Genomic DNA, 18,856 nt, shown 5'->3' on the forward strand with positions numbered 1-18,856 from the left:
AATAAACCCTCCGGATGGATGGGATTGATAATGACAGGGTTAGAGAGAAAATTTTTTTAGGTGGCCAGCCGGCATAAAACAGGGCTGACCAAAAATAGTCAGCCCGTTTCCTCAAGACAATTGTAAACAGGGCATCAGGGCGTATAGGTTACGCTGCTGCCATAAAGGATGTTGGACACACCGGAGAAATACACATGTTTATCGGTACTGGTAAGATTGTACCACAGGTACACGCCGTAACCATTGTTTTTGGTTTGTGTGGCCAGCGAATTAGCTGTGCTTTGACTGGTAGCCTGAATATCTACCGCAGCAGGACCGAGGTTGGACTTGGGCAGACCGGCCACATTAGGCACGGAATACGAGCCATAGATGGCGTTCCAGCTGTAGTTGACAAAATCACCTGCCTTTTTTCCGCCCCAGGAAAGACGGGAAGCTGCCGGACCATAGTAATAAAACGAGATGATCTTGGTCGGCATCAGTTTCCGCAGCTCATCGAGGAGCATTACAAATGAGCTGTCATTGGGTTGCGGCAGGCCATTGTTGCCATAGTCGGCATATTCATCGTCGAAATCAATACCATCCAGGCCGTAGTAGTTGGCGGTATCGGCCAACTGCTGGGCGAATGCTTTGGCAGCTGCACGGCTGGTGAAGTTACAGAAGCCGGCGCCCTGATGGTTTCCAAGGATAGATAATAATACTTTCATGCCTTTGTTTTGCAGCGGGACGATCTGTGTGGCTTTGTTGACCAGTACATTGGTCACGTTCGGGTTGTTGTACAGTACGGCCTTGCCGGTGGTGGTGTTGTAATTGATGTTCGCTGCAAAAATGATGGCAATGTCAAACAGTTGCTGCCCGCCGGTGGTAAGGGTATACTTACCGGTATTGAGCAGGCTGTTGCTGTTGACTTCTACATAGCAGACAGATTTACCACCTGCTTTAGTGACGGTTTCCACCGTGGGTCCAGTTTTGGTTTGCTGATTGTTGGGTACGGCCCCGTCTTTTTTACAGGATGCCATGAACAGAAGGGTTGAACAGGAGGTCAGCATCAGCATGGATGACCATACGCGGAATTGTTTTTTCATACGTAAATTTTAACGGTGATTGATATGATGATAACTGATGCTCCTGATGAGCAGTGAGCTGCGCGGATCATTTACGGGGATGGCGCGGAACAAGCCGGGCGCTAAGCAGAAAATGCTTTTTTGTATGACTGCGCTTTGCTCATCAGGAGCATCAAATTTTTAGAGTGTACGATGATGATTACATCATGACCAAACTACACTGTTATCCTGCGATATCATTACCACGTCGCTATCACGTCATCGTTTGTCCCACCAGAGCGGGGTGCCGCCGTTATCTTCCGGCTTGCTGAGTAAACCGATGGCTTTGGTGACAGCTGCATTGTTGGTGTTATATTCATTCTGTGGGAAGGGGAGTCTTCTCACCTGCAGGGTGGAGCTGATGGTGCCACCGCTGTTGTTGTTGGCTACCGGGAACAGTTTGGGATACCCTGTACGGCGGAACTCTGTCCACGCTTCCTGTCCTTCAGGGAACATGGCCAGCCATTTCTGGGTGCTGATACGTTCCTGTTTTTCTGCCGGGGTAGCGGTTTCCACCCACTTCACGGTAATATGCGTGGGCGTGTCGATGTTGTTCAGCGCATTTTTCGGGTCTATGTATTTGTCCGGCGTGTTCACGCTGTTGTTGATGTAATTGGCATCAGCTGCATGCCACTGATCGAGGGAGGTATTGATGCCCTGCTCATACAGCGTTTGCACGGTACCGCCGGCATTGGCGAAATTGTTCAGTGCTGCTTCTGCCCGGAGGAAATACACTTCCGCAGCGGTCATCAGCTGTACCGGGGTATTGAGGGTAAATGCATCGTCGCCCGTATAGTTGATGGCAGAGTAGCCCACATAATCGCTCTTGGCGTTAGCGCTGGTGACGCTGCCCAGGCGGATACCGATGTATTGTGCAGGGATAGCGGCGTCGGTAGACTTCGACATGTACTTGCTGAGGCGTGGATCTTTGTAGCCTGTCAGGTAACATTGTAAAGACGCGTTGATCTGGATATCGTTCCAGTTCTTGGCAATAAATATCAGCGGGTTCGTATAGCCGGCGCCGGGAATCCTTACTGTCATGTTACCGTCGTTGCTGGTGATCACGCCGCCTTTGGCAGGGTCCAGGGCTTTCTCTGCTTCAGCTTTGGCGAGCGCCGGGTCAGCCTTGATAACATGCATGGCTAAACGTAAGCGAAGCGAATTGCTGAACTGCAGCCATTTGGTAAAGTTGGCATTGTATACCAGGTCAAAGTCACCGAATTTAAAGGGCAGCGTTTTACCGCTGGCAATAAAATCGCGGAGCGTGGTATTGGCAGTGTCCAGCTCTTTGAAGAAGCGGGCGTATACGTCCTGCTGGCTGTCATACTCGATGCTGGTTTTACTGGTGCCGGCCTTGCTGTAGGGAATAGGGCCATACACATCAGTTACGCGGCTCATGGCGGTCACCTGCACGATCTGTGCCACGGCCCATACAGCCGGGAAATCTTTCGGGATATTGGACTGGCGCAGTTTGGCCAGTTGCCCCATCACGCTCAGATATCCGGCTTTAAAGGTTTCACCGTTCCAGCCGGTCATCATAAAATAACTCAGGTTATTCCTGCCGCCATTGAAAGGCGTGGCAGAGGCCATGTAGCCGGAGAAGCAGTCGGCGTTCAGGTTTTGTTGTAACTGGAAAGAGTTGGGATCGCCACCACCGGAGAAGTTGTAGATAGCCATGGTGGCAGTCTTCAGGTAACTGAGGTTATAGAAGTCTGCTTCCAGCATACCGTTGGGAATACCGGTGTTGTCCGTATTGTACAGTTCAAAGTTTTTGGTGCAGGCGCTCATCGCCAGCAGCAGTCCTGCTGCGATGGCCGGGAGGCGGTATTTGCCGGAAAATATATTGATACGTTTCATGTTTTCAGTTTTACGGTGGAAGCATAGATTAGAAAGTGGCGTTCAGCGTCAGGCCGTAGTTGCGGGTGGCCGGCGGCATGAAGATGTCTACACCGGACAGGCCGTTGGCGGTAGACATGGTCATTTCCGGATCGTATGGTGCTTTTTTGTAGAAGTAGATCAGGTTACGGCCGGTGAGGGAGAAACGCAGCGCTTTCATCCAGCTGTTTTTTACCGGAACGGTGTAGCCGAGCGACAGTTCACGCAGGCGTACCACGGTGGCGCTGTACATGTATTCGCCGGACACGGCTTCGCGGCCGCCAATGGTGCTGTACCATTTCTGCGGATCTACGCTGGTAACGGCTTTCTGGTCAGGACCGACGCCATTCACCGCTACGCCTCCTGCATCGCGTGCATCGCCGGTGGCTTTGGACACGCCGTACTGGTCCATCACTGACTGTGTCACGGACATTACCTGGCCGCCGAATTTACCATCTATCAGGAAAGACAGCGTGAAATCGCCGTAAGAGAGATTGTTGTTCCAGCCCAGCTGCCATTTCGGATTGGCATTGCCCAGGTATACAAAATCGCCGCCTTGTTTGATCGGCGAACCTTTATCATCTATTTTGACACGTCCTTGTTCATCGCGTTGTAACACGGTACCATAAATATCGCCGAAGGAACCACCGACTTTGAACTTGGACACGAAGTTGGCGCCGGAAGCGCCGCTCAGCACAAACTCCGGATTGGTTTCTGCCAGTTCCACAATACGGTTGTCATTGACGGAGTAGTTGATACCGGTATTCCACTGGAATTTACCACCGCGGAACACATCATAGCGGAATATTGCTTCGATGCCTTTGTTCTGGATATTGCCGGCATTGAAGTAAAAGGTCTGGTTGCCTGAAGCCCATGGCGCCTCGATGCTTAATGTCTGGTTATGGCTGTTGGTTTTGTAATAGGTAACATCTGCAGTCAGCCTGTTATCGAAGAACCGCCATTCCATACCAAATTCCAGCGATTTGGTTTTCTCCGGTCTCAGGTCTGTGAAAGGTGTTTGAACATTGGCGGAAGCACTACCCACGCCAAAGATGTTATCAGCAGGATGGCTTTTGTAGGGATCGGGTGAGCTGCCTACTTCTGCATACGAACCTCTTACTTTCAGGAAGCTGATCGCTTTAGGCATCTCCATCATCTGGCTCAGGATCAGGTTGAGACCAACGGAGGGATAGAAGTAGTTGTTGCTGGGGGTATAAGACAGGTTGGAGGCCCAGTCGTTACGGGTGGTGAAATCCAGGTAGGCCATTTCTTTAAAGGAAAGGTTGGCGCTACCGAAGAGAGACTGATATTGTCCGTGGTTTTCCGGCAGTGTTCCGGAATTGAGCGGATTCAGTGTGTTGAAGTTTTGTATGACGAATACATTGGCGATTTTCAGGCCGTCTTGTGCGGAGTTAAATTTCACACCGGAAGTTTTCAGGTCCCGTAGCGCGCCCCCTACCAAACCGGTAAGGCGGAAGTCTTTATTGATCGGAATATTAAAATTCAGTAACAGGTCTCCATATTGCTGGGTAGTAGTGGCGTTATTGTAGTTGTACACGCCATTGGCGGGAGACAACACTTTGTAAGTGCCGGCGTACATTTTCTGTTCATATACGTCGTTGATACGATCAATGCTACCGCGGGCCTGCACGCTGAGCCAGGAATTGATTTCATATTTCACATTGGCATTGAGCAGCAGGCGGTTCCTGTTCAGTGAGTTGGGGTTGCGGTTGGTGATCCACCAGGGGTTCTGCTGGATATCTTCCAGGTAGGTCCAATTCTGTACAGGCAGGAAGTTGCGGGAGGGGTCGGGTATCGCAAACTGGTCTTTGAAAGGCCGGATGTCCTGACCGCGGGGAAAGAGATATAAACCGGTCAGTGGATTTAAGTAAAAGCCTGAGAGTGGCGTGTTGTCAATCTTTTGAGTGACATAATTCACGTCCGCTTCAACAGTGAGTTTATTGTTCAGGAAGTGACCTGTTTCTTTGAAGTTGATATTATTGCGGCCCAGTTTATTGCCGGGCTCAATACCGGTGGCGGCTGTATTGGCAAAAGAGAAATAAGTCTGAAGTTGTTCCGTGCCGGCAGACAGGCTGATGGAATTGGTGTAGGTCTGACCTGTTTGGAAGAAGGATGACATATTGTTGGCTGCGGGACTGTTGAGTTTGGCGCCCCAGCTTTGTGGAGAGGCGGCATTAGCAGGACCATAGTTGTTCTGGAATTCCGGTTTGTAGGCTGCCTGTGCGAGGTTTACGCCGGAAGAGAAATTGATCTGCACCTTACCGGATTTACCGCTTTTGGTGGTGATCATGATTACGCCGTTGGCGCCCTGGCTACCGTAAAGTGCAGCTGCTGAAGCGCCTTTCAGCACGGAGATGCTTTCGATGTCTTCCGGGTTCATATTAGAGATAGGGTCGCCGCCATCGTAGGCGTTGCTGCCGCCATAAACGCTGGTAGGCTGATTGGTGAGGCTGTTGTTCATGGGCACCCCGTCAATCACATACAGTGCCTGATTGCTGCCGATACCGGATTTGCTACCGCGCAGCACCACTTTAGCGGAACCGCCTACGCCGGAGGCGCTGGGGGAGATGGAAAGACCGGCCACTTTACCGTTGAGGGTATTGATGAGGTTAGGGTCTTTGGCTTTGGTGAGCTCTCCGCCGCTTATCTGCTGCATGGCATAGGTAATGGCTTTCTCGGAGCGTTTGATGCCGAGAGCTGTTACCATGACGCCGGTCAGCTGGGTATTGGAGGCGCTGAGCACTACTGACAGGCTGGTGTTGCTGCCTACCGTGATTTCTTTAGTTTCATAGCCGATGGAGCTGAATACCAGCACATCTTTCGGCCCTGCCTGAATGGAGAAACCGCCCTGTTCATTGGTGATGGCGCCGCGGGTAGTGCCTTTCACCTGTATGCTGATGTTGAACAACGGTTTACCGTCAGCACCGGTAACAGTGCCTTTGATGGGCGCTGCCTGCAGCACTGTTTCGGGTACGGGCTTCGGGCTGATGACGATGATCTTGTTCACGATCGCGTATTCCAGCGGTTTGCCTTTCAGGCATTTGTCGAGCACGTCTGTGAGCGGGGCGTTGCTGACATTCATATTGACAGGGCCGGAGCCTTGCAGTAGCTTTTCATCATAGACAAACTCGTAACCGGTTTGTTTGCTGATGTTATTGAACACGTCGTACAGGGCAAGTCTTTTACCTTTCAGGGTGACCGTTTGGGAAAACGATTTAGCACTGAGGTGAAGGGTGACAGCCAATAGAAGGGTGGCAGTTAATTTCATAACCAACAGAAATTTTCGGAGCAAAGGCCGGGCCGGGCGGCAGGCTTTGCCAGTAGTAAGTTGTTGCATACTTTTGTGTTCGTGGCTTTTAAATAATCAGTTTCTAATTGTCTCGTGAAATTGGTAGCCATTTTTGCCGGGCCCTGACTGCAATCGGGGTCCGGTTTTTTCTACCATAATGGTTGATAGTTAATTAAGTGTCCATAACATGAAAATCTTTTAAACGTTACATAATTGTTACAGGTATAAGTGCTAGTGTGGCGTCACCGGTTTGGCGGTGATAGTACGCCCGTCCACTGTAAATTTTATGCGTTGGGTGGTTTCGAGGGCTTTGAGCAGGGCATCGGCATCTTCCCGGCGGGAGATCACGCCCGTGAGGTCAATGTCAGACACGTTGCCGTCATAAGCTACCTCTATATCGTACCAGCGGGCAAGCTGCCGCATGATGGTGCGGATGTTGGTGTTACGGAAGCGGAATTTGCCTTCTTTCCAGGCGAGGGCCTGTTCAACATCGGCGGTACTGGTGGTAAAAGTGCCGCCATCAGGTTCAATACTGGCCTGATAGCCGGGTTTGAGCAGGCTTTGTTGGGCGCCGCGGGCCACCTTCACTGCGCCGTCCACGAGGGTGGTGCGGACCGCTTGTTCATCGGCGTAGGCCATCACGTTAAAACTGGTGCCCAGTACGGTGATGCTCATTTCTTCCATGCCAGGCGTGGTGACTTTTACCCGGAACGGTTTGTCAGCCTGTTGGGCCACTTCAAAATACACTTCTCCCGTAATCTCTACCAGTCGCTCGTTTCCGGTGAATGCCGCCGGGAAACGGATACTGCTGGCGGCGTTGAGCCATATTTTGCTGCCATCGGCCAGCGTAAGCTGGTATTGACCGCCGCGTGGCGTGGCCACGGTATTGTACAAGGGCTGTTTATTGTCACCGTTACCTTTATAGGTCAGCGCGCCGTTGGAGTTGCTGATCTGTGTATTGCCCTGTACGGCCAACGCGCCGGTGTTATTGCTGTCCAGCGTAATAGTGCTGTTGTCGGCCAGTATGAGCATAGCTTTGTTGCTGCCCGGTGCCAGTGGATTGGATTTCACCACGGCGGCCATGGGGGCTTTCGTGGCAGGGCGGTGCATCAGGAACACGCCGCTGGTGATAATGCCGGCTGCCAGTACCGCTGCTGCGGCATAGGTCCAGCGTTTCCGGGCATAGGGGCCACGTACAGGCTGTAAGGATGAAGTTTGCAGTACCTGTTGCAATAAAGCGGCCTTCTCTGCTTCCGGCCATTCCACTTCAGGGGCTGACTGCGCGTGCAGGGTATGCAGGATATCAGCCTTGATTTCCTCCTCAAAAGCACCGCTGGCCACTGCTTGTTGCAGTTGTGCCAGCTCATCCGGGCTCAGCGGCTGATGCTTGTATTTTTCCAGTAATTGCCTGATTTCAGCGACGGTCATTATTGCGACTTTAGAAATGGTGACAGGGATAAAGACGAACGATGGAAACAAAAGGAGTATCCTCCGTTAAAAAAAATTTAAATTTTTTTTAACCGGGAGAATTTTTGGATGACAACATCCTGTGAGACCAGCACATTCTTTCTGTCAAAAAAACCAGAAGTTATGTAACTGCTGTTTGATAATAGACCGTAAAGACCGCAGGGCCAGTTGCAATTGTTTTTTAACGGTGTGTACGGAGATATTAAGCTGATGGGAGATTTCTTCGTTGCTCAGCCCCTGTTTGCGGGCGAGATATATCTTTTTGCGCGCCGGCGGCAGCGAGTCGATGGCGTTATGCAGTATTTGCTGGTACTGGTGTTCCTGCACCACATGGTCTGTATCATTGGCATAGCCCGGGTCCTGCATCCCGAGATAGGCCATGGCCTTCTCTTTTACCAGCTGCCTGCGAAAGCTGTCATAGATATGGTTACGGGTCAGTATAAACAGATAGTCGGAAAAATCATCGACAGTGTCCAGCATCTCCCGTTTTAACCATACCCTCATAAAGATCTCCTGCACTACTTCGCTGGCGGCGGTATGGTCTTTCAGATATAGCATAGCAGCGTTGAACACCTGTTGGCTGTAGGCGTTAAACATGCGCGTGTAGGCGGCCTCGTTACCTGCTGCTATCGCTGTCAGTTGCTCTCTTTCATCCGGGATAGATGACCTTGACAATATGTATCAGATTTTTTCTTCCGCCTAAATATAGGAAACAATTCGGAATCGGGGCCTTGCGGCCAAAAGCGGCCGCTAAACTATTTACCACTGCCGGCTGTTCTTACAACAGTCACTGTATTCATCACATTTTAAATGATTTTGTATGAAGACACTGAAGGCATTCCGGCTCCTTTTGCTGCTGTTTGCACTTCCTGCACTATATGTGGCGGCACAGGACGAAGAGACCATCCTGAAAGCGGAAAGGGTGAAAAAGGAGAACCTGCCCCCGGAAATACTGGCAGATTTCCAGAAACGTTTTCCCAATGTCAGTCTGAACCAGATCATGAAGATACCGACAGGGTTATATAAGCGGGACTGGCAGGTGGACGAGGAGAATAAACCCAGTCTCCAGGACGAATATTACACCCTCAGCATGACCGGCGACAAGCTGGACATTGAAGCGTTGTATGATCGCAACGGGCACCTGATCAGGGCCCGGGAAAGAGCGATAGACGCGAAACTGCCGGAAAGCATCGGCATGTACCTGGCCGATCACTATCCCGGCTACAAGGTGGTAAAAGATAAAGTCCACCAGTTGATCTCCCCCAAAAAAATAAAAGCGGAATGGGAAGTGATGGTGGTAAAAGACAATGATTTCAGGCGCCTCTTTTTCGATAAAGACGGCAAATTCGTTAAAGAAAGAAAATGAGCCCTTTATTCAGAATTCTCATCAGGGACAGCAGCTGGCTGCTGATCATAGTCATCCAACTGCTGCCCCTCAGGGCCCAGGCACAGGGAGATCCGCTGCCTTCCTGGAACAGCGGCGCGGTAAAACAATCCATTATCCGGTTTGTATCAACCATCACCAATGAACAATCTACTCAATATGTCCCGCCGGAAGACCGTATTGCCACTTTCGACAATGACGGCACCCTGTGGGCGGAAAAACCGGTGATACAGGAACAGTTCGTAGTATACCGTATTATTCAGCTGGTAAAACAAACTCCGGCGCTGCGCAACAAACAGCCCTATAAAGCCGTGCTCGAGAAAAACAGGGCGTATTTTAAGACCATTGGCCGCAAAGGGCTGCTGGACCTGATGGACCTCACACATACAGGCATGACGGAAACCGATTTCCACGATGCCGTTGTGAAATTCTTCGCTGTGGTAAAACACCCCGTATTAGGCGTGCCGGTAGCGCAACTGGTGTATCAGCCGCAACTGGAGCTGCTGAACTACCTGCGTGATAATCAGTTTAAGGTCTATATCTGTTCCGGAGGAACGGTAGAGTTTATCCGGGCCATCTCCCAAAAATATTATGGTATCCCGCCGGAGCAGGTGATCGGCACCACGTTTCATTACACCTATGTGGACAGTGCCGGTGTGAATGACATCATGCGGCTGAAAGGCCTCAATCCATTAAACGATAAAAAGGAAAAGCCGGTCAACATACAGTATTACATCGGCAAACGCCCTATCCTGGCCTGTGGCAATGTGGGCGGCGGTGGGGATGTCAGCATGCTCCGTTTCTGCCAGGGCAACAAATACCCGTCCCTGCAACTGCTGGTGCATCATGATGATATAGAAAGGGAATTTGCCTATGAAGAAGATGACAACGAATCGTTGAACAATGCGCACCGCTATGGCTGGGGAGTTATCAGCATGAAGAACGACTGGCAGCATATATTTGTTGGTCCCACGCCCTGAAATGCCGCACCATACCTGATTCTGAAAAAAATGAGCTAATTTGGGCCGTCCTTACAACAGGATGGAAACAGTTATGTCAGGTATAAACAATCATCAATATTCACTCAGGACCGTACAGGTAACCCGCTACGTGACCCCTCTGCGGGAAGGTGGTTCCCTGCCTGCACTTACAGAAGCCGATGACGGTTTCCTGTATGTGCTGAAGTTCAGAGGCGCCGGTCAGGGCGTAAAAGCACTCATCGCAGAGCTGATCGGCGGGGAAGTGGCCCGGGCGCTGGGCCTTAAAGTGCCGGAAATCGTATTTGCCTCACTGGACCAGGACTATGGCCGCAACGAAGGTGACGAGGAAATACAGGACCTGTTAAAGTCCAGCGTGGGACTGAACCTGGCGCTGCACTACCTCTCCGGCGCTATTACTTTCGATCCGGTGGTGACTACCATCGACGAAACCCTTGCCTCTAAAATAGTATGGCTCGACTGTCTGCTCACCAATGTGGACCGCACCGTCCGCAATACCAATATGCTGATGTGGAACCGGGAACTGTGGCTGATAGACCACGGCGCTTCGCTGTATTTCCATCATTCCTGGGACAACTGGGAAGAGCAGGCCACCCGGCCTTTCGCTAAAGTGAAAGACCATGTGCTGCTGCCACAGGCCACCCGGATCGCCGAAGTGGACAGCGCTTTCCGGGCCATTCTTACACCGGAGCGTATCCGTGCCATTGTAGACCTGGTGCCGGAAGAGTGGCTGACCGGTCAGGAAGGTGTTTCCGCAGCGGAAAGACGCGAAGTATATGCACAGTTTTTAACCAGGAGGGTAGCCTCTTCCGAAATTTTTGTAAAAGAAGCAGTATATGCAAGATCAACACTTATATGAGTACGCCGTTATACGCGTAGTGCCACGGGTAGAGCGGGAAGAGTTTCTCAATGTAGGTGTCATGCTCTACTGTAAAAAACAGAAATTCCTGCAGATGCGTTATACGCTGGATGAATCCAGGCTGCGTGCCTTATGTCCGGCTATTGACATTGCCGAACTGGCGGGATATCTCTGCGCCATCGAAAAAATATGTGCCGGCGGCCCGCAGGGCGGTCCTATCGGTATGCTGGACCTGGCCTCCCGTTTCCGCTGGCTGACTGCCACCCGTAGCACTATTGTGCAAACGTCAAGGACCCATGGCGGCTTGTGCACAGATGCGGCCGCTACATTGCAGCGCCTGTATGAACAACTGGTACTGTTATAATAATTACGAATTACGAATTACGAATTACGAATTACGAATTACGAATTACGAATTACGAATTTGGGGCTTACTTACAGAGCGGTTATTTAATAACCTTTCCAAAAGCGGACTCTCAATTCGTAATTCGTAATTCGTAATTCGCAATTCGTAATTGGATTAATTATTGATGCCGTCTTGTTAAACCCAGTACGATGGCAGCAACCAGAACGGTTACCGCGCCTTCCCGTAAAAAGGCCGTCAAACCCACTGCGATAAAGAAAAAACCGGCAGCGAAAAAGGCCGTTGCGAAAAAGAAAGTGCCTGTTGCTGGCAGTTACAATGCGTGGAAACAATTTGAAGGACAGCAATATACCGGCATGAAAATCGGCCGGAGCCATAAATGGAACTATGATGCCGGAGTATGGCGTGAAACCAAGATCACGCCCGATTTATGGGAAATTTCCTACGATGTTGTCAAACGCCGCGCCGGTCATGCCCCGGAAGGGTCCGGTGTACCGGTGGGGACTGGTTATCACTGGTACATCGTCGCGAACCAGCAGGTAGACAAAATTAACGCCGACGACTATACGACAAAAATGTCCGGCTTTAAATTCAAGTTAGCCCATAAGCGCGCTTCCAAAAATAAGTGGAGCGCTTCTCTCGCCAATCAGCGTAAACGCATGATCAGTTTTCTGGAAGATATGATCACCCAGCTGAAAGCCGCTTCCACAAGACTGGAATTTTCCTATAAGGGCACTGACTATGAAGGAGAGGCCGTCCCGGTGATGGAAACCTGTAAGGAAGGGGATTGTGTGGAGTGGGACGTCTACCTGAACGAGGAAAGCAAGGGTATTATCCGGAAGATGAAAAGCGGCTGGAAAATGAATGGGGTAACAGACAAGGGACTGATCAAAGCTATTGCCGGCATATTGGAATCAGAAGGAGGCTGATTCCACCAGTTCCAGTTGCAGCTTCAGTTTAGCGGCAATTTCAGGACCTTCAAAACCGATGTTGCTGAAACGGATATTGCCTTTGGCATCTATGATGTAGGTAGCCGGGATAATATTGAAACGGAATTTCTCTCCCACGTCGGGATCGGTGTTGTAATATACCGGGAAGGTATATTTTTTATGGCCGTACCAGCCCTGCGCATCGGCGAGGGTATTGCGCGCGCCGCTGTTGACCACCATAAACACCACTTTGGGATTGTCTTTGTAAGCCTCGTACAACTGTTGCAGGTAGGGCATTTCCTGCATGCAGGGGCCGCACCAGGTGGCCCAGAAATCAATCAGTATAATTTTATCTTTCAGCGCGGCGGTTGGTACCGGCTGGCCTTTCATGTCCACGAAAGCCTGCAGGGAAGGGGCAGGGCGGCTGATCAGCTGGCGCCGTGCTTTATCGAGCAGTATTTTCTCCCGCAGCTGTTGCAAGGTTTTTAGCTTTTCCTGGTTGCCGGTTTGGGTGTAGAAAAGCGTGGCATTGTTGAGCGTTTCATTGTCCGGAGAGATGACCAGGGCGCTGTCTGTCAGCCGTGCGCCTTCGTGCAGGCGTGCCTGTTGGAGGTCTATTAGGCCCTGCAGGGAAAGGAGATTGGCTTGTGCCTTCCGGGTTACGGCCTGGCGGGTGCTGTCATCGACAAACGGGTAGATGTAGCCTGTTTCCGGGAAGTACCGGATGATGCCGGCCGGAAAGCTGTCGGCCTGTGCCAGCGCCAGCTTTGCATAGTAACGGGCAGTATCAGGTGCCAGCCGGTTGCTTTGCAGCGTAGTGGCCAGTTCTTTCAGCGTTTGTGCTGTCCAGGGATTGCGGCGTTGACTGGCCACCTTACGGGCATGGTACAACGTTTTTTCGGTCTGTCGTTGTGCGGCGTACAGTTGGAACAGTTGTTCATGTATGCCCGTATAGGCGTTGGCGTTTTGCGGCGTTTCTTTTTGCAGCGCCTGTTCCAGCAGTTTTATCCGGGTGGCGGTATCTTTCTCTTTGCGGATATTGGAAGCCAGTTGTTCTATGCCGGGTTCACTGCCGGGAAAACGTTTCATCACTACCTGGCGGATGGAGTCTACCCGGGTGTTTTCACCGATAATGAGATAGCCCATGGTCACCTTGTTGAGATTGCCGGGGTCGGAGGGGGCGTTGTTAAATTTTTGTGCGATCACCTGCAATGCCTGCTGGCGGAATGTTTCCCGGGTTTTGGCATCAGGGGCGTGCTGCATATTGTACTGCAGCAGGCGTACTTTAGCTTCATAGTTACCGGGGTACAGGTCCAGCTCCTGTTGATACAGGGAGGCCTGTGCGGCGGCGAGCCCGGGTGACTTGCCTTTTTGTGCAGACAGACTATAGGCTTTGTACAGCAGTCCGTTTTCCACCGGTTGATGGCCGGCGTATACGGTGACTGCGTAGTGGCTGTCTGCTGCGGGCTTGTCAATGAGCTCACCGCTTTCCAGGTAAAAGGTAGCATAGGTGGCAAAACCTGCCAGGCGGAAGGAGGTCGTCCACTTGTGGCCCTGTCGGTGCATGGGTATTCTGGTGGCTACATCATAAAAATTAGAGTAGGAGAATACCAGCGTGACACCGGAAACGCTGTCAGGGATAACAGCTGTCGGTGACTGTGGGTCGTATGTCACCGTGACAACATCACCGCGCTGCGGGTATTGCGGCGCGATGGCGACCCGTTGCTGTGACCAGGCGCTGTTAGCAGCGCCGGTCATCAACAGCAGGAACAATATGGCAAATGAAAAAGTACGCATCATTAGTATCCCGGGTTTTGAGTGAGGTTGGGATTGGTGCTGGTGGCGTCTACAGGGATGGGATACAGGGTGTCTGTATCCTGCCAGTTGGCGCCTTTAATGGGTTTCAGCACGATGGAAGATTGTTTGGTCCGTTTCAGGTCAAACCAGCGGTGGCCCCATTCGGTGAACAGTTCCAGGTGTCTTTCTTTGGCCACGGCTTTCAGCAGGTCGTCTTTGCTGAGCGTATTGGACAATACGGGAATGCCTGCACGAACACGGATGGCGTTCAGGTCGGCGCGGCCTTCGTCCAGTTTGCCCTGCTGGATGCGGGCTTCGGCGCGGATGAGGTATTGTTCGGCGAGGCGCATCACCATGGAGTATTCGGTCACTACGCCCAGGGTGCCTACTCTGATTTTATACTTATAGGGAAAATAGTAGGTAGCGCCGGTAGACGTTTTGCGGAAGCCGGTCCAGTTGGCCAGTCGTTGATCGTTGGGTTCGAAGCGGCGGATAAAATTTAAGGTGTCCAGCCGGAACACCGCGGTGGCTGTGGCATTGGCAGGAGCGGCGGTGAAGCCTTCCCAGGTATTGCGGCCACTTGCCACGTTCACGGGTTGCAACTGAAAAATAGCTTCTCCGCTGTTGGCGAGGAATACTTTGTTCAGGTCTGTCAGCAGGGAATATTTGTTGTCTGCTATCACCTGGCCCGCGGTAGCTTCTGCCAGCGCCCATTGTTGGTTGTACAGATATACCCTTGCCAGCAGGGCGTTGGCGGCAGCTTTGTTAGGGCGTACCCGTGTGCCTGTCGGATAATCGTTGCCCATCAGCGACACGGCATCAGTCAGGTCTTTGATGATGTTATCATAAACGGCGGCCCTTGTTGCACGTGGTTTGAGGCCGTTCTCTTCGTAGTTGGTGGTGGTGATCAACGGCACATCACCATACATATTGACCAGGTGGAAATAGAAGAAGGCACGCATGAAGTAAGACTCGCCCAACAGCTGGTTTTTAATATTGGGAGAGAGACCGGTGGCTTTCTGTAACCCTTCCAGGCAGGCGTTGGTATGATAAATAAAACCATACTGGTCGGCAAACATGCTCTTTACATACTGGCTGCTGGGCACCAGTCTGTTGTCCTTAAAAACGTCGTAGTTCTCGAATGCTGAGAAATAATACATTTCATCGGCCTGCATGGCTGATAAAAAGCTGAGCAGCACATTGGCAAACTGGTAATTGAATCCGTTCATATCGGTGTACAGGCCTGTTACCGCCGCAGTAGCGGTTTTGTCGTCGGTGAACACCAGTTCGGACACCAGCTCGTTTTTCGGCAGGGGAGTGTCTACATACTTGTTACAAGCCATAGTGGCGGTGATGGCGAGTAAGGTGATATATATATAAATGCGTTTCATGTCAGTTTATTTTATCAGAGTGACAATTGTAATCCTATGGTATATGTTTTCAACGGAGGCATCATTCTGCCTTGTGTTTCAGGATCATAACCTTCATATCCGGTGATGGTAAACAGGTTCTGTGCGAGGCCATATACGCTGGCGCCGGCCAGTTTCCATTTTTGTACGTATTTGGAAAGGTCATAACGCAGGGAGAGGTTTTTCAACCGGATAAAAGAAGCATCGCCCCACTGTTCGGTAGAGATGGCGTAGCTGCGGAAGTTGGCGGCGCCGGAGCCTACTGTGGCCTTGGGTACGCCGGCATTGTTTCCTGCAGCCGTCCACCGGTCAAGCGCGTACAAGCTCTGGTTGCTGGCCGAACCGATATATGGAATGCCATAACCATAGTTGAAAGAAGTGCCTTCCTGTTTCACGAACTGGAAGAGGAACTGCAGGCTGATGCCTTTATAGGAAAAACTGTTTTGCAGGCCACCGAAGAACTTCGGGAGCTTATTGCCCAGGACCACAAAATCATCCGGTTCTGATGGGGTGGTGGTAGTGCCGCCTTTGGTGCTCTGGAAAAGGGCGAGACCGGTTTGCGGGTCAATGCCGGCAAACTGGAACCCTTTCTGAATGGTCAGCGGTTTACCCACTACCATCAAATCTTTATAGGAAGAAGATTCAATATTCGGGAATTCCTTCAGTTCATTTTTGTTGATGGACATATTGAAGGAAGTGTTCCAGGTGAAATCTTTCCGTTGGATATTGATGGTGTTGACTTCAAATTCCCATCCACTGTTGAGCACTTTCGCCGGGAAGTTGCGGGTGACGGAAGGAAACCCTGTCTGTGGAGACAGTTTATAGTCCAGTAACTGGTTGTCAGAAATATTGTGGTAATAGTTGGTATTGATCAGCAGCCGGTCGTTGAAGAAGCCCAGTTCAAGGGCCGCTTCTTTTTTATGGCTTAGTTCCCAGCGGTAGTTGGGATTGGCCAGCCTGGAAGGAGTGAGCCCCGTAATGCCATCGTAGGGGAAAGAGGTGGATGTCCAGCTGTCGAGGTATTTATAGTCGCCGATATTATCATTGCCGGAAGTACCGATGCTGGCGCGCAGTTTACCGAAGCTAAGCACAGACCCTTTGGGCATGAAGGATTCTTTACTGAAAATCCAGGCGGCGCCTACTGCTCCGAAGTTGCCGAAGCGGTTGCCCGGGCCGAAGCGGGTGGAACCGTCGCGACGGAACGTAGCGTTGACCAGGTATTTTTCGTCCCAGTTATAGTTCACTTTACCAAATACCGCGTTATAACGGTAAAGGGCGTACGTATTGGATTTGGAGGTCAGTTTGGCGGCGGCGTTCATATTTTCCAGCATGGCGTCGCTGGAATAACCTTCGCCCACCACCCAGTTGCCTTTGCGGAGCGCTTCCTGCCAGCTGCCGCCAACGAGCACCTGCAGGTCGCCTTTACCGATATGAGTGGTATAATCGATCTGCGGTTCAATGATATAGGTATTGGCTTGTGTGTTGCCGTAATTAGCCATACTGGTAGTGGTGGTATTGGGGTTGTTGCTTTTCAGCGGTACCAGCTGCGTTTGTTGCATATCGCTGCGGGTATAGCCAACGTTGGCTTTCAGGTTAAGGCCCGGTAGCAGGGTGTAACGGATGTCCGTTTGTGCCACCAGGTTATTGGTGCGCGTATCGGAGCTACGCAGCAGGAAAGCCATCGGGTTAAGGCCGTCGGGTCTCCAGTAGTAGTTGCCGGTGGAGTCATAGACCGGATAGTTGGGGATCATGTCGGTGAAACCGGCCAGGCTGGCGGCGATGGAATTATCGCGCAGCGTGGAGTAGTTGGCGACAGCGCCTATATGAAACCGGCCGTCTTTATTGCTATGGTCGATGCTGAAGCTGCCCGCGCCTTTGGTGAAGCCGAGGTTGTTGGGCATGACGGTGGTCTCTTTGCGGAAGGTGCCGCCCAGCCTGAACTGCGTCTGGGTATTGCCACCGGACACACTGCCTTGAGCTTCCGTAAGATGACCGGTGTTGCCGATCATCAGTTTTTGCCAGTCAGTAGTTTTCTGCTGGTCCCAGAGCGTCAGATCGGGCGCCGTTTCTGTATCGTAGGTTTTGTTATCATTTTTAAAGGCTTCCTTACGCATCTGCACGTACTGCGGGGTGGAGAGCATGTCTACCATGTTCACTACCTTGCTGGCGCCGGTATAAACATTGAACTCCGTCTTTGTTTTACCGGCTTTCCCGCGTTTGGTAGTAATGAGCACCACGCCGTTGGCGCCTCTGGAGCCATAGATGGAGGTAGCGTCTGCATCTTTCAATACATCGATCCGTTCTATGTCGGCGGGGTTAATGGATGCCAGCGGGCTTTGATTGCCGTTGGCGGAGGTGAACTCATTGAGGGGGTCTGTGATGAAAGGCACGCCATCGACGATGAACAGCGGCTGGTTGGCTTGTAATACTGAATTCTGGCCTCTGATGCTGATGTTGAAAGCGGAGCCGGGCAGCCCGTTGCTGGAAGTGACCAGCAGACCGGGCACATTGGCCTGTAAAGCAGACAGCGGGTCCATTACCGGGTTAGCGGCAATATCACCGGCTTTTACACTGCTGACAGAACCGGTATTGAATCGTTTGCTGGTGGTGCCATAGGCAATAACCACCGTTTCATTGAGGGCATTGACGGCGGGCTGTAATTCCACCGGGATGGTGCTGCTGCTGCCAACGGTAATTTCTTTCGGTTCAAATCCTACATAGGTGATCACCAGCACATCGCCTGCATGGGCTTTGATGCTGAATTTGCCTTCCGCATCGGTGATGGTACCAGTGCTGGTGCCTTTTACCTTGACCGTTACGCCTGGCAGGGACACGCCGGCGGCGTCTTTCACGGTGCCGGTCACGGGCGCCTGTACGGCAGGTGCACTGACAGGCAGGTCGCGCCGTTTAATGAAAACGGTTTTGTCTTTGATCGTGTAGTCCAGTGGCTGGTCTTTAAACACTTCGGTCAGGAAATCCTGCAGCGGCTGTTGTTGGGCCTGGATGCTGACCGGCCGGGTGCTGCGCAGCAGTGTCCGGTCGTAAAAGAAGAGATAGCCGGTCTGTTTTTTAACCGCCGTAAACACATTTTCCATGGAGATGTTGCGCGCAGAAAGCGACACCGTCTGCGCAGAAGCGCCGGCAGAAACCTTTAGTGTGGCCGCAATCAGTAACATCACTGTTAATCTCATTGTTAGTGCAATTTTGGTTGGTAAAGACCCCGGTATAGAAAGAGTCTTTGCATAAAGATTCAATTGCATAGATTTGCATTGTTTGGATGTAAAAAATCAGTATTTAAGTCGTCAAGCTTAATAATGACAGTCTTCGTCCGGACATTCGCCGGGGGTGGGTCCAATCACCTCCG

Annotated in this window: 13 protein-coding genes; 5 read left to right on the top strand and 8 right to left on the bottom strand. The window is 51.4% G+C overall.

Annotation, left to right across the window (positions count from 1 at the left end; translation table 11 throughout):
- Nucleotides 1-134 precede the first annotated feature (134 nt).
- From ACTJJS_RS06245 to ACTJJS_RS06265, 5 genes are all read right to left on the bottom strand, one after another.
- Nucleotides 135-1,082: an endo-beta-N-acetylglucosaminidase H gene (locus tag ACTJJS_RS06245; protein ID WP_440662893.1), complete on the bottom strand. Its 948-nt coding sequence runs from the start codon at nucleotides 1,080-1,082 to the stop codon at nucleotides 135-137.
- A 237-nt stretch (nucleotides 1,083-1,319) separates the two neighbouring features.
- A complete protein-coding gene (locus tag ACTJJS_RS06250) occupies nucleotides 1,320-2,957 on the bottom strand; it encodes a SusD/RagB family nutrient-binding outer membrane lipoprotein (protein WP_343746929.1) in 1,638 nt (545 codons plus the stop codon).
- A gap of 28 nt (nucleotides 2,958-2,985) precedes the next feature.
- Nucleotides 2,986-6,264 carry a SusC/RagA family TonB-linked outer membrane protein gene (locus ACTJJS_RS06255; protein WP_440662894.1) on the bottom strand — a complete coding sequence of 1,093 codons (3,279 nt, stop codon included), beginning with the start codon at nucleotides 6,262-6,264 and terminating at the stop codon, nucleotides 2,986-2,988.
- Nucleotides 6,265-6,516: 252 nt separating this feature from the next.
- Nucleotides 6,517-7,713, bottom strand: a complete 1,197-nt coding sequence (locus ACTJJS_RS06260; protein ID WP_440662895.1) for a FecR family protein — start codon at nucleotides 7,711-7,713, stop codon at nucleotides 6,517-6,519.
- A gap of 144 nt (nucleotides 7,714-7,857) precedes the next feature.
- A complete protein-coding gene (locus tag ACTJJS_RS06265; protein ID WP_343746932.1) occupies nucleotides 7,858-8,427 on the bottom strand; it encodes an RNA polymerase sigma factor in 570 nt (189 codons plus the stop codon).
- Between the two features lie 145 nt (nucleotides 8,428-8,572).
- On the opposite strand from ACTJJS_RS06265, the gene ACTJJS_RS06270 reads away from it, so the two are divergent.
- The 5 genes from ACTJJS_RS06270 to ACTJJS_RS06290 all read left to right on the top strand — a co-directional run bounded on the left by ACTJJS_RS06270 (nucleotide 8,573) and on the right by ACTJJS_RS06290 (nucleotide 12,286).
- Nucleotides 8,573-9,118 carry a hypothetical protein gene (locus ACTJJS_RS06270; protein WP_440662896.1) on the top strand — a complete coding sequence of 182 codons (546 nt, stop codon included), beginning with the start codon at nucleotides 8,573-8,575 and terminating at the stop codon, nucleotides 9,116-9,118.
- Nucleotides 9,115-10,116 (top strand): HAD family hydrolase, encoded by a 1,002-nt coding sequence (locus ACTJJS_RS06275; RefSeq protein WP_440662897.1) that lies wholly within the window; start codon nucleotides 9,115-9,117, stop codon nucleotides 10,114-10,116. Before ACTJJS_RS06270 ends, ACTJJS_RS06275 begins: the two co-directional genes overlap by 4 nt.
- A 73-nt stretch (nucleotides 10,117-10,189) precedes the next feature.
- Nucleotides 10,190-10,993, top strand: coding sequence for a HipA family kinase (locus tag ACTJJS_RS06280; protein ID WP_440662898.1), 804 nt, complete (start codon nucleotides 10,190-10,192; stop codon nucleotides 10,991-10,993).
- Nucleotides 10,971-11,357 (top strand): DUF3037 domain-containing protein, encoded by a 387-nt coding sequence (locus tag ACTJJS_RS06285; protein WP_168868809.1) that lies wholly within the window; start codon nucleotides 10,971-10,973, stop codon nucleotides 11,355-11,357. The genes ACTJJS_RS06280 and ACTJJS_RS06285 overlap by 23 nt, the downstream gene beginning before the upstream one ends.
- A 191-nt stretch (nucleotides 11,358-11,548) precedes the next feature.
- Nucleotides 11,549-12,286 carry a hypothetical protein gene (locus tag ACTJJS_RS06290; protein ID WP_440662899.1) on the top strand — a complete coding sequence of 246 codons (738 nt, stop codon included), beginning with the start codon at nucleotides 11,549-11,551 and terminating at the stop codon, nucleotides 12,284-12,286.
- On the opposite strand, the gene ACTJJS_RS06295 is transcribed toward ACTJJS_RS06290, so the two are convergent.
- Genes ACTJJS_RS06295 through ACTJJS_RS06305 form a run of 3 tightly spaced genes read right to left on the bottom strand, consistent with a single transcriptional unit; the run spans nucleotide 12,272 to nucleotide 18,683 of the window.
- On the bottom strand, nucleotides 12,272-14,086 hold the full coding sequence (locus ACTJJS_RS06295) for a redoxin domain-containing protein (RefSeq protein WP_440662900.1): 1,815 nt from the start codon (nucleotides 14,084-14,086) through the stop codon (nucleotides 12,272-12,274). The genes ACTJJS_RS06290 and ACTJJS_RS06295 overlap by 15 nt on opposite strands.
- Nucleotides 14,086-15,474, bottom strand: a complete 1,389-nt coding sequence (locus tag ACTJJS_RS06300; RefSeq protein WP_440662901.1) for a RagB/SusD family nutrient uptake outer membrane protein — start codon at nucleotides 15,472-15,474, stop codon at nucleotides 14,086-14,088. Before ACTJJS_RS06300 ends, ACTJJS_RS06295 begins: the two co-directional genes overlap by 1 nt.
- 14 nt (nucleotides 15,475-15,488) lie before the next feature.
- On the bottom strand, nucleotides 15,489-18,683 hold the full coding sequence (locus ACTJJS_RS06305; protein WP_440662902.1) for a TonB-dependent receptor: 3,195 nt from the start codon (nucleotides 18,681-18,683) through the stop codon (nucleotides 15,489-15,491).
- Nucleotides 18,684-18,856 lie beyond the last annotated feature (173 nt).

The sequence above is a fragment of the Chitinophaga sp. 22308 genome (assembly GCF_052045305.1).
In the GTDB taxonomy this organism is placed as follows: domain Bacteria; phylum Bacteroidota; class Bacteroidia; order Chitinophagales; family Chitinophagaceae; genus Chitinophaga; species Chitinophaga varians_A.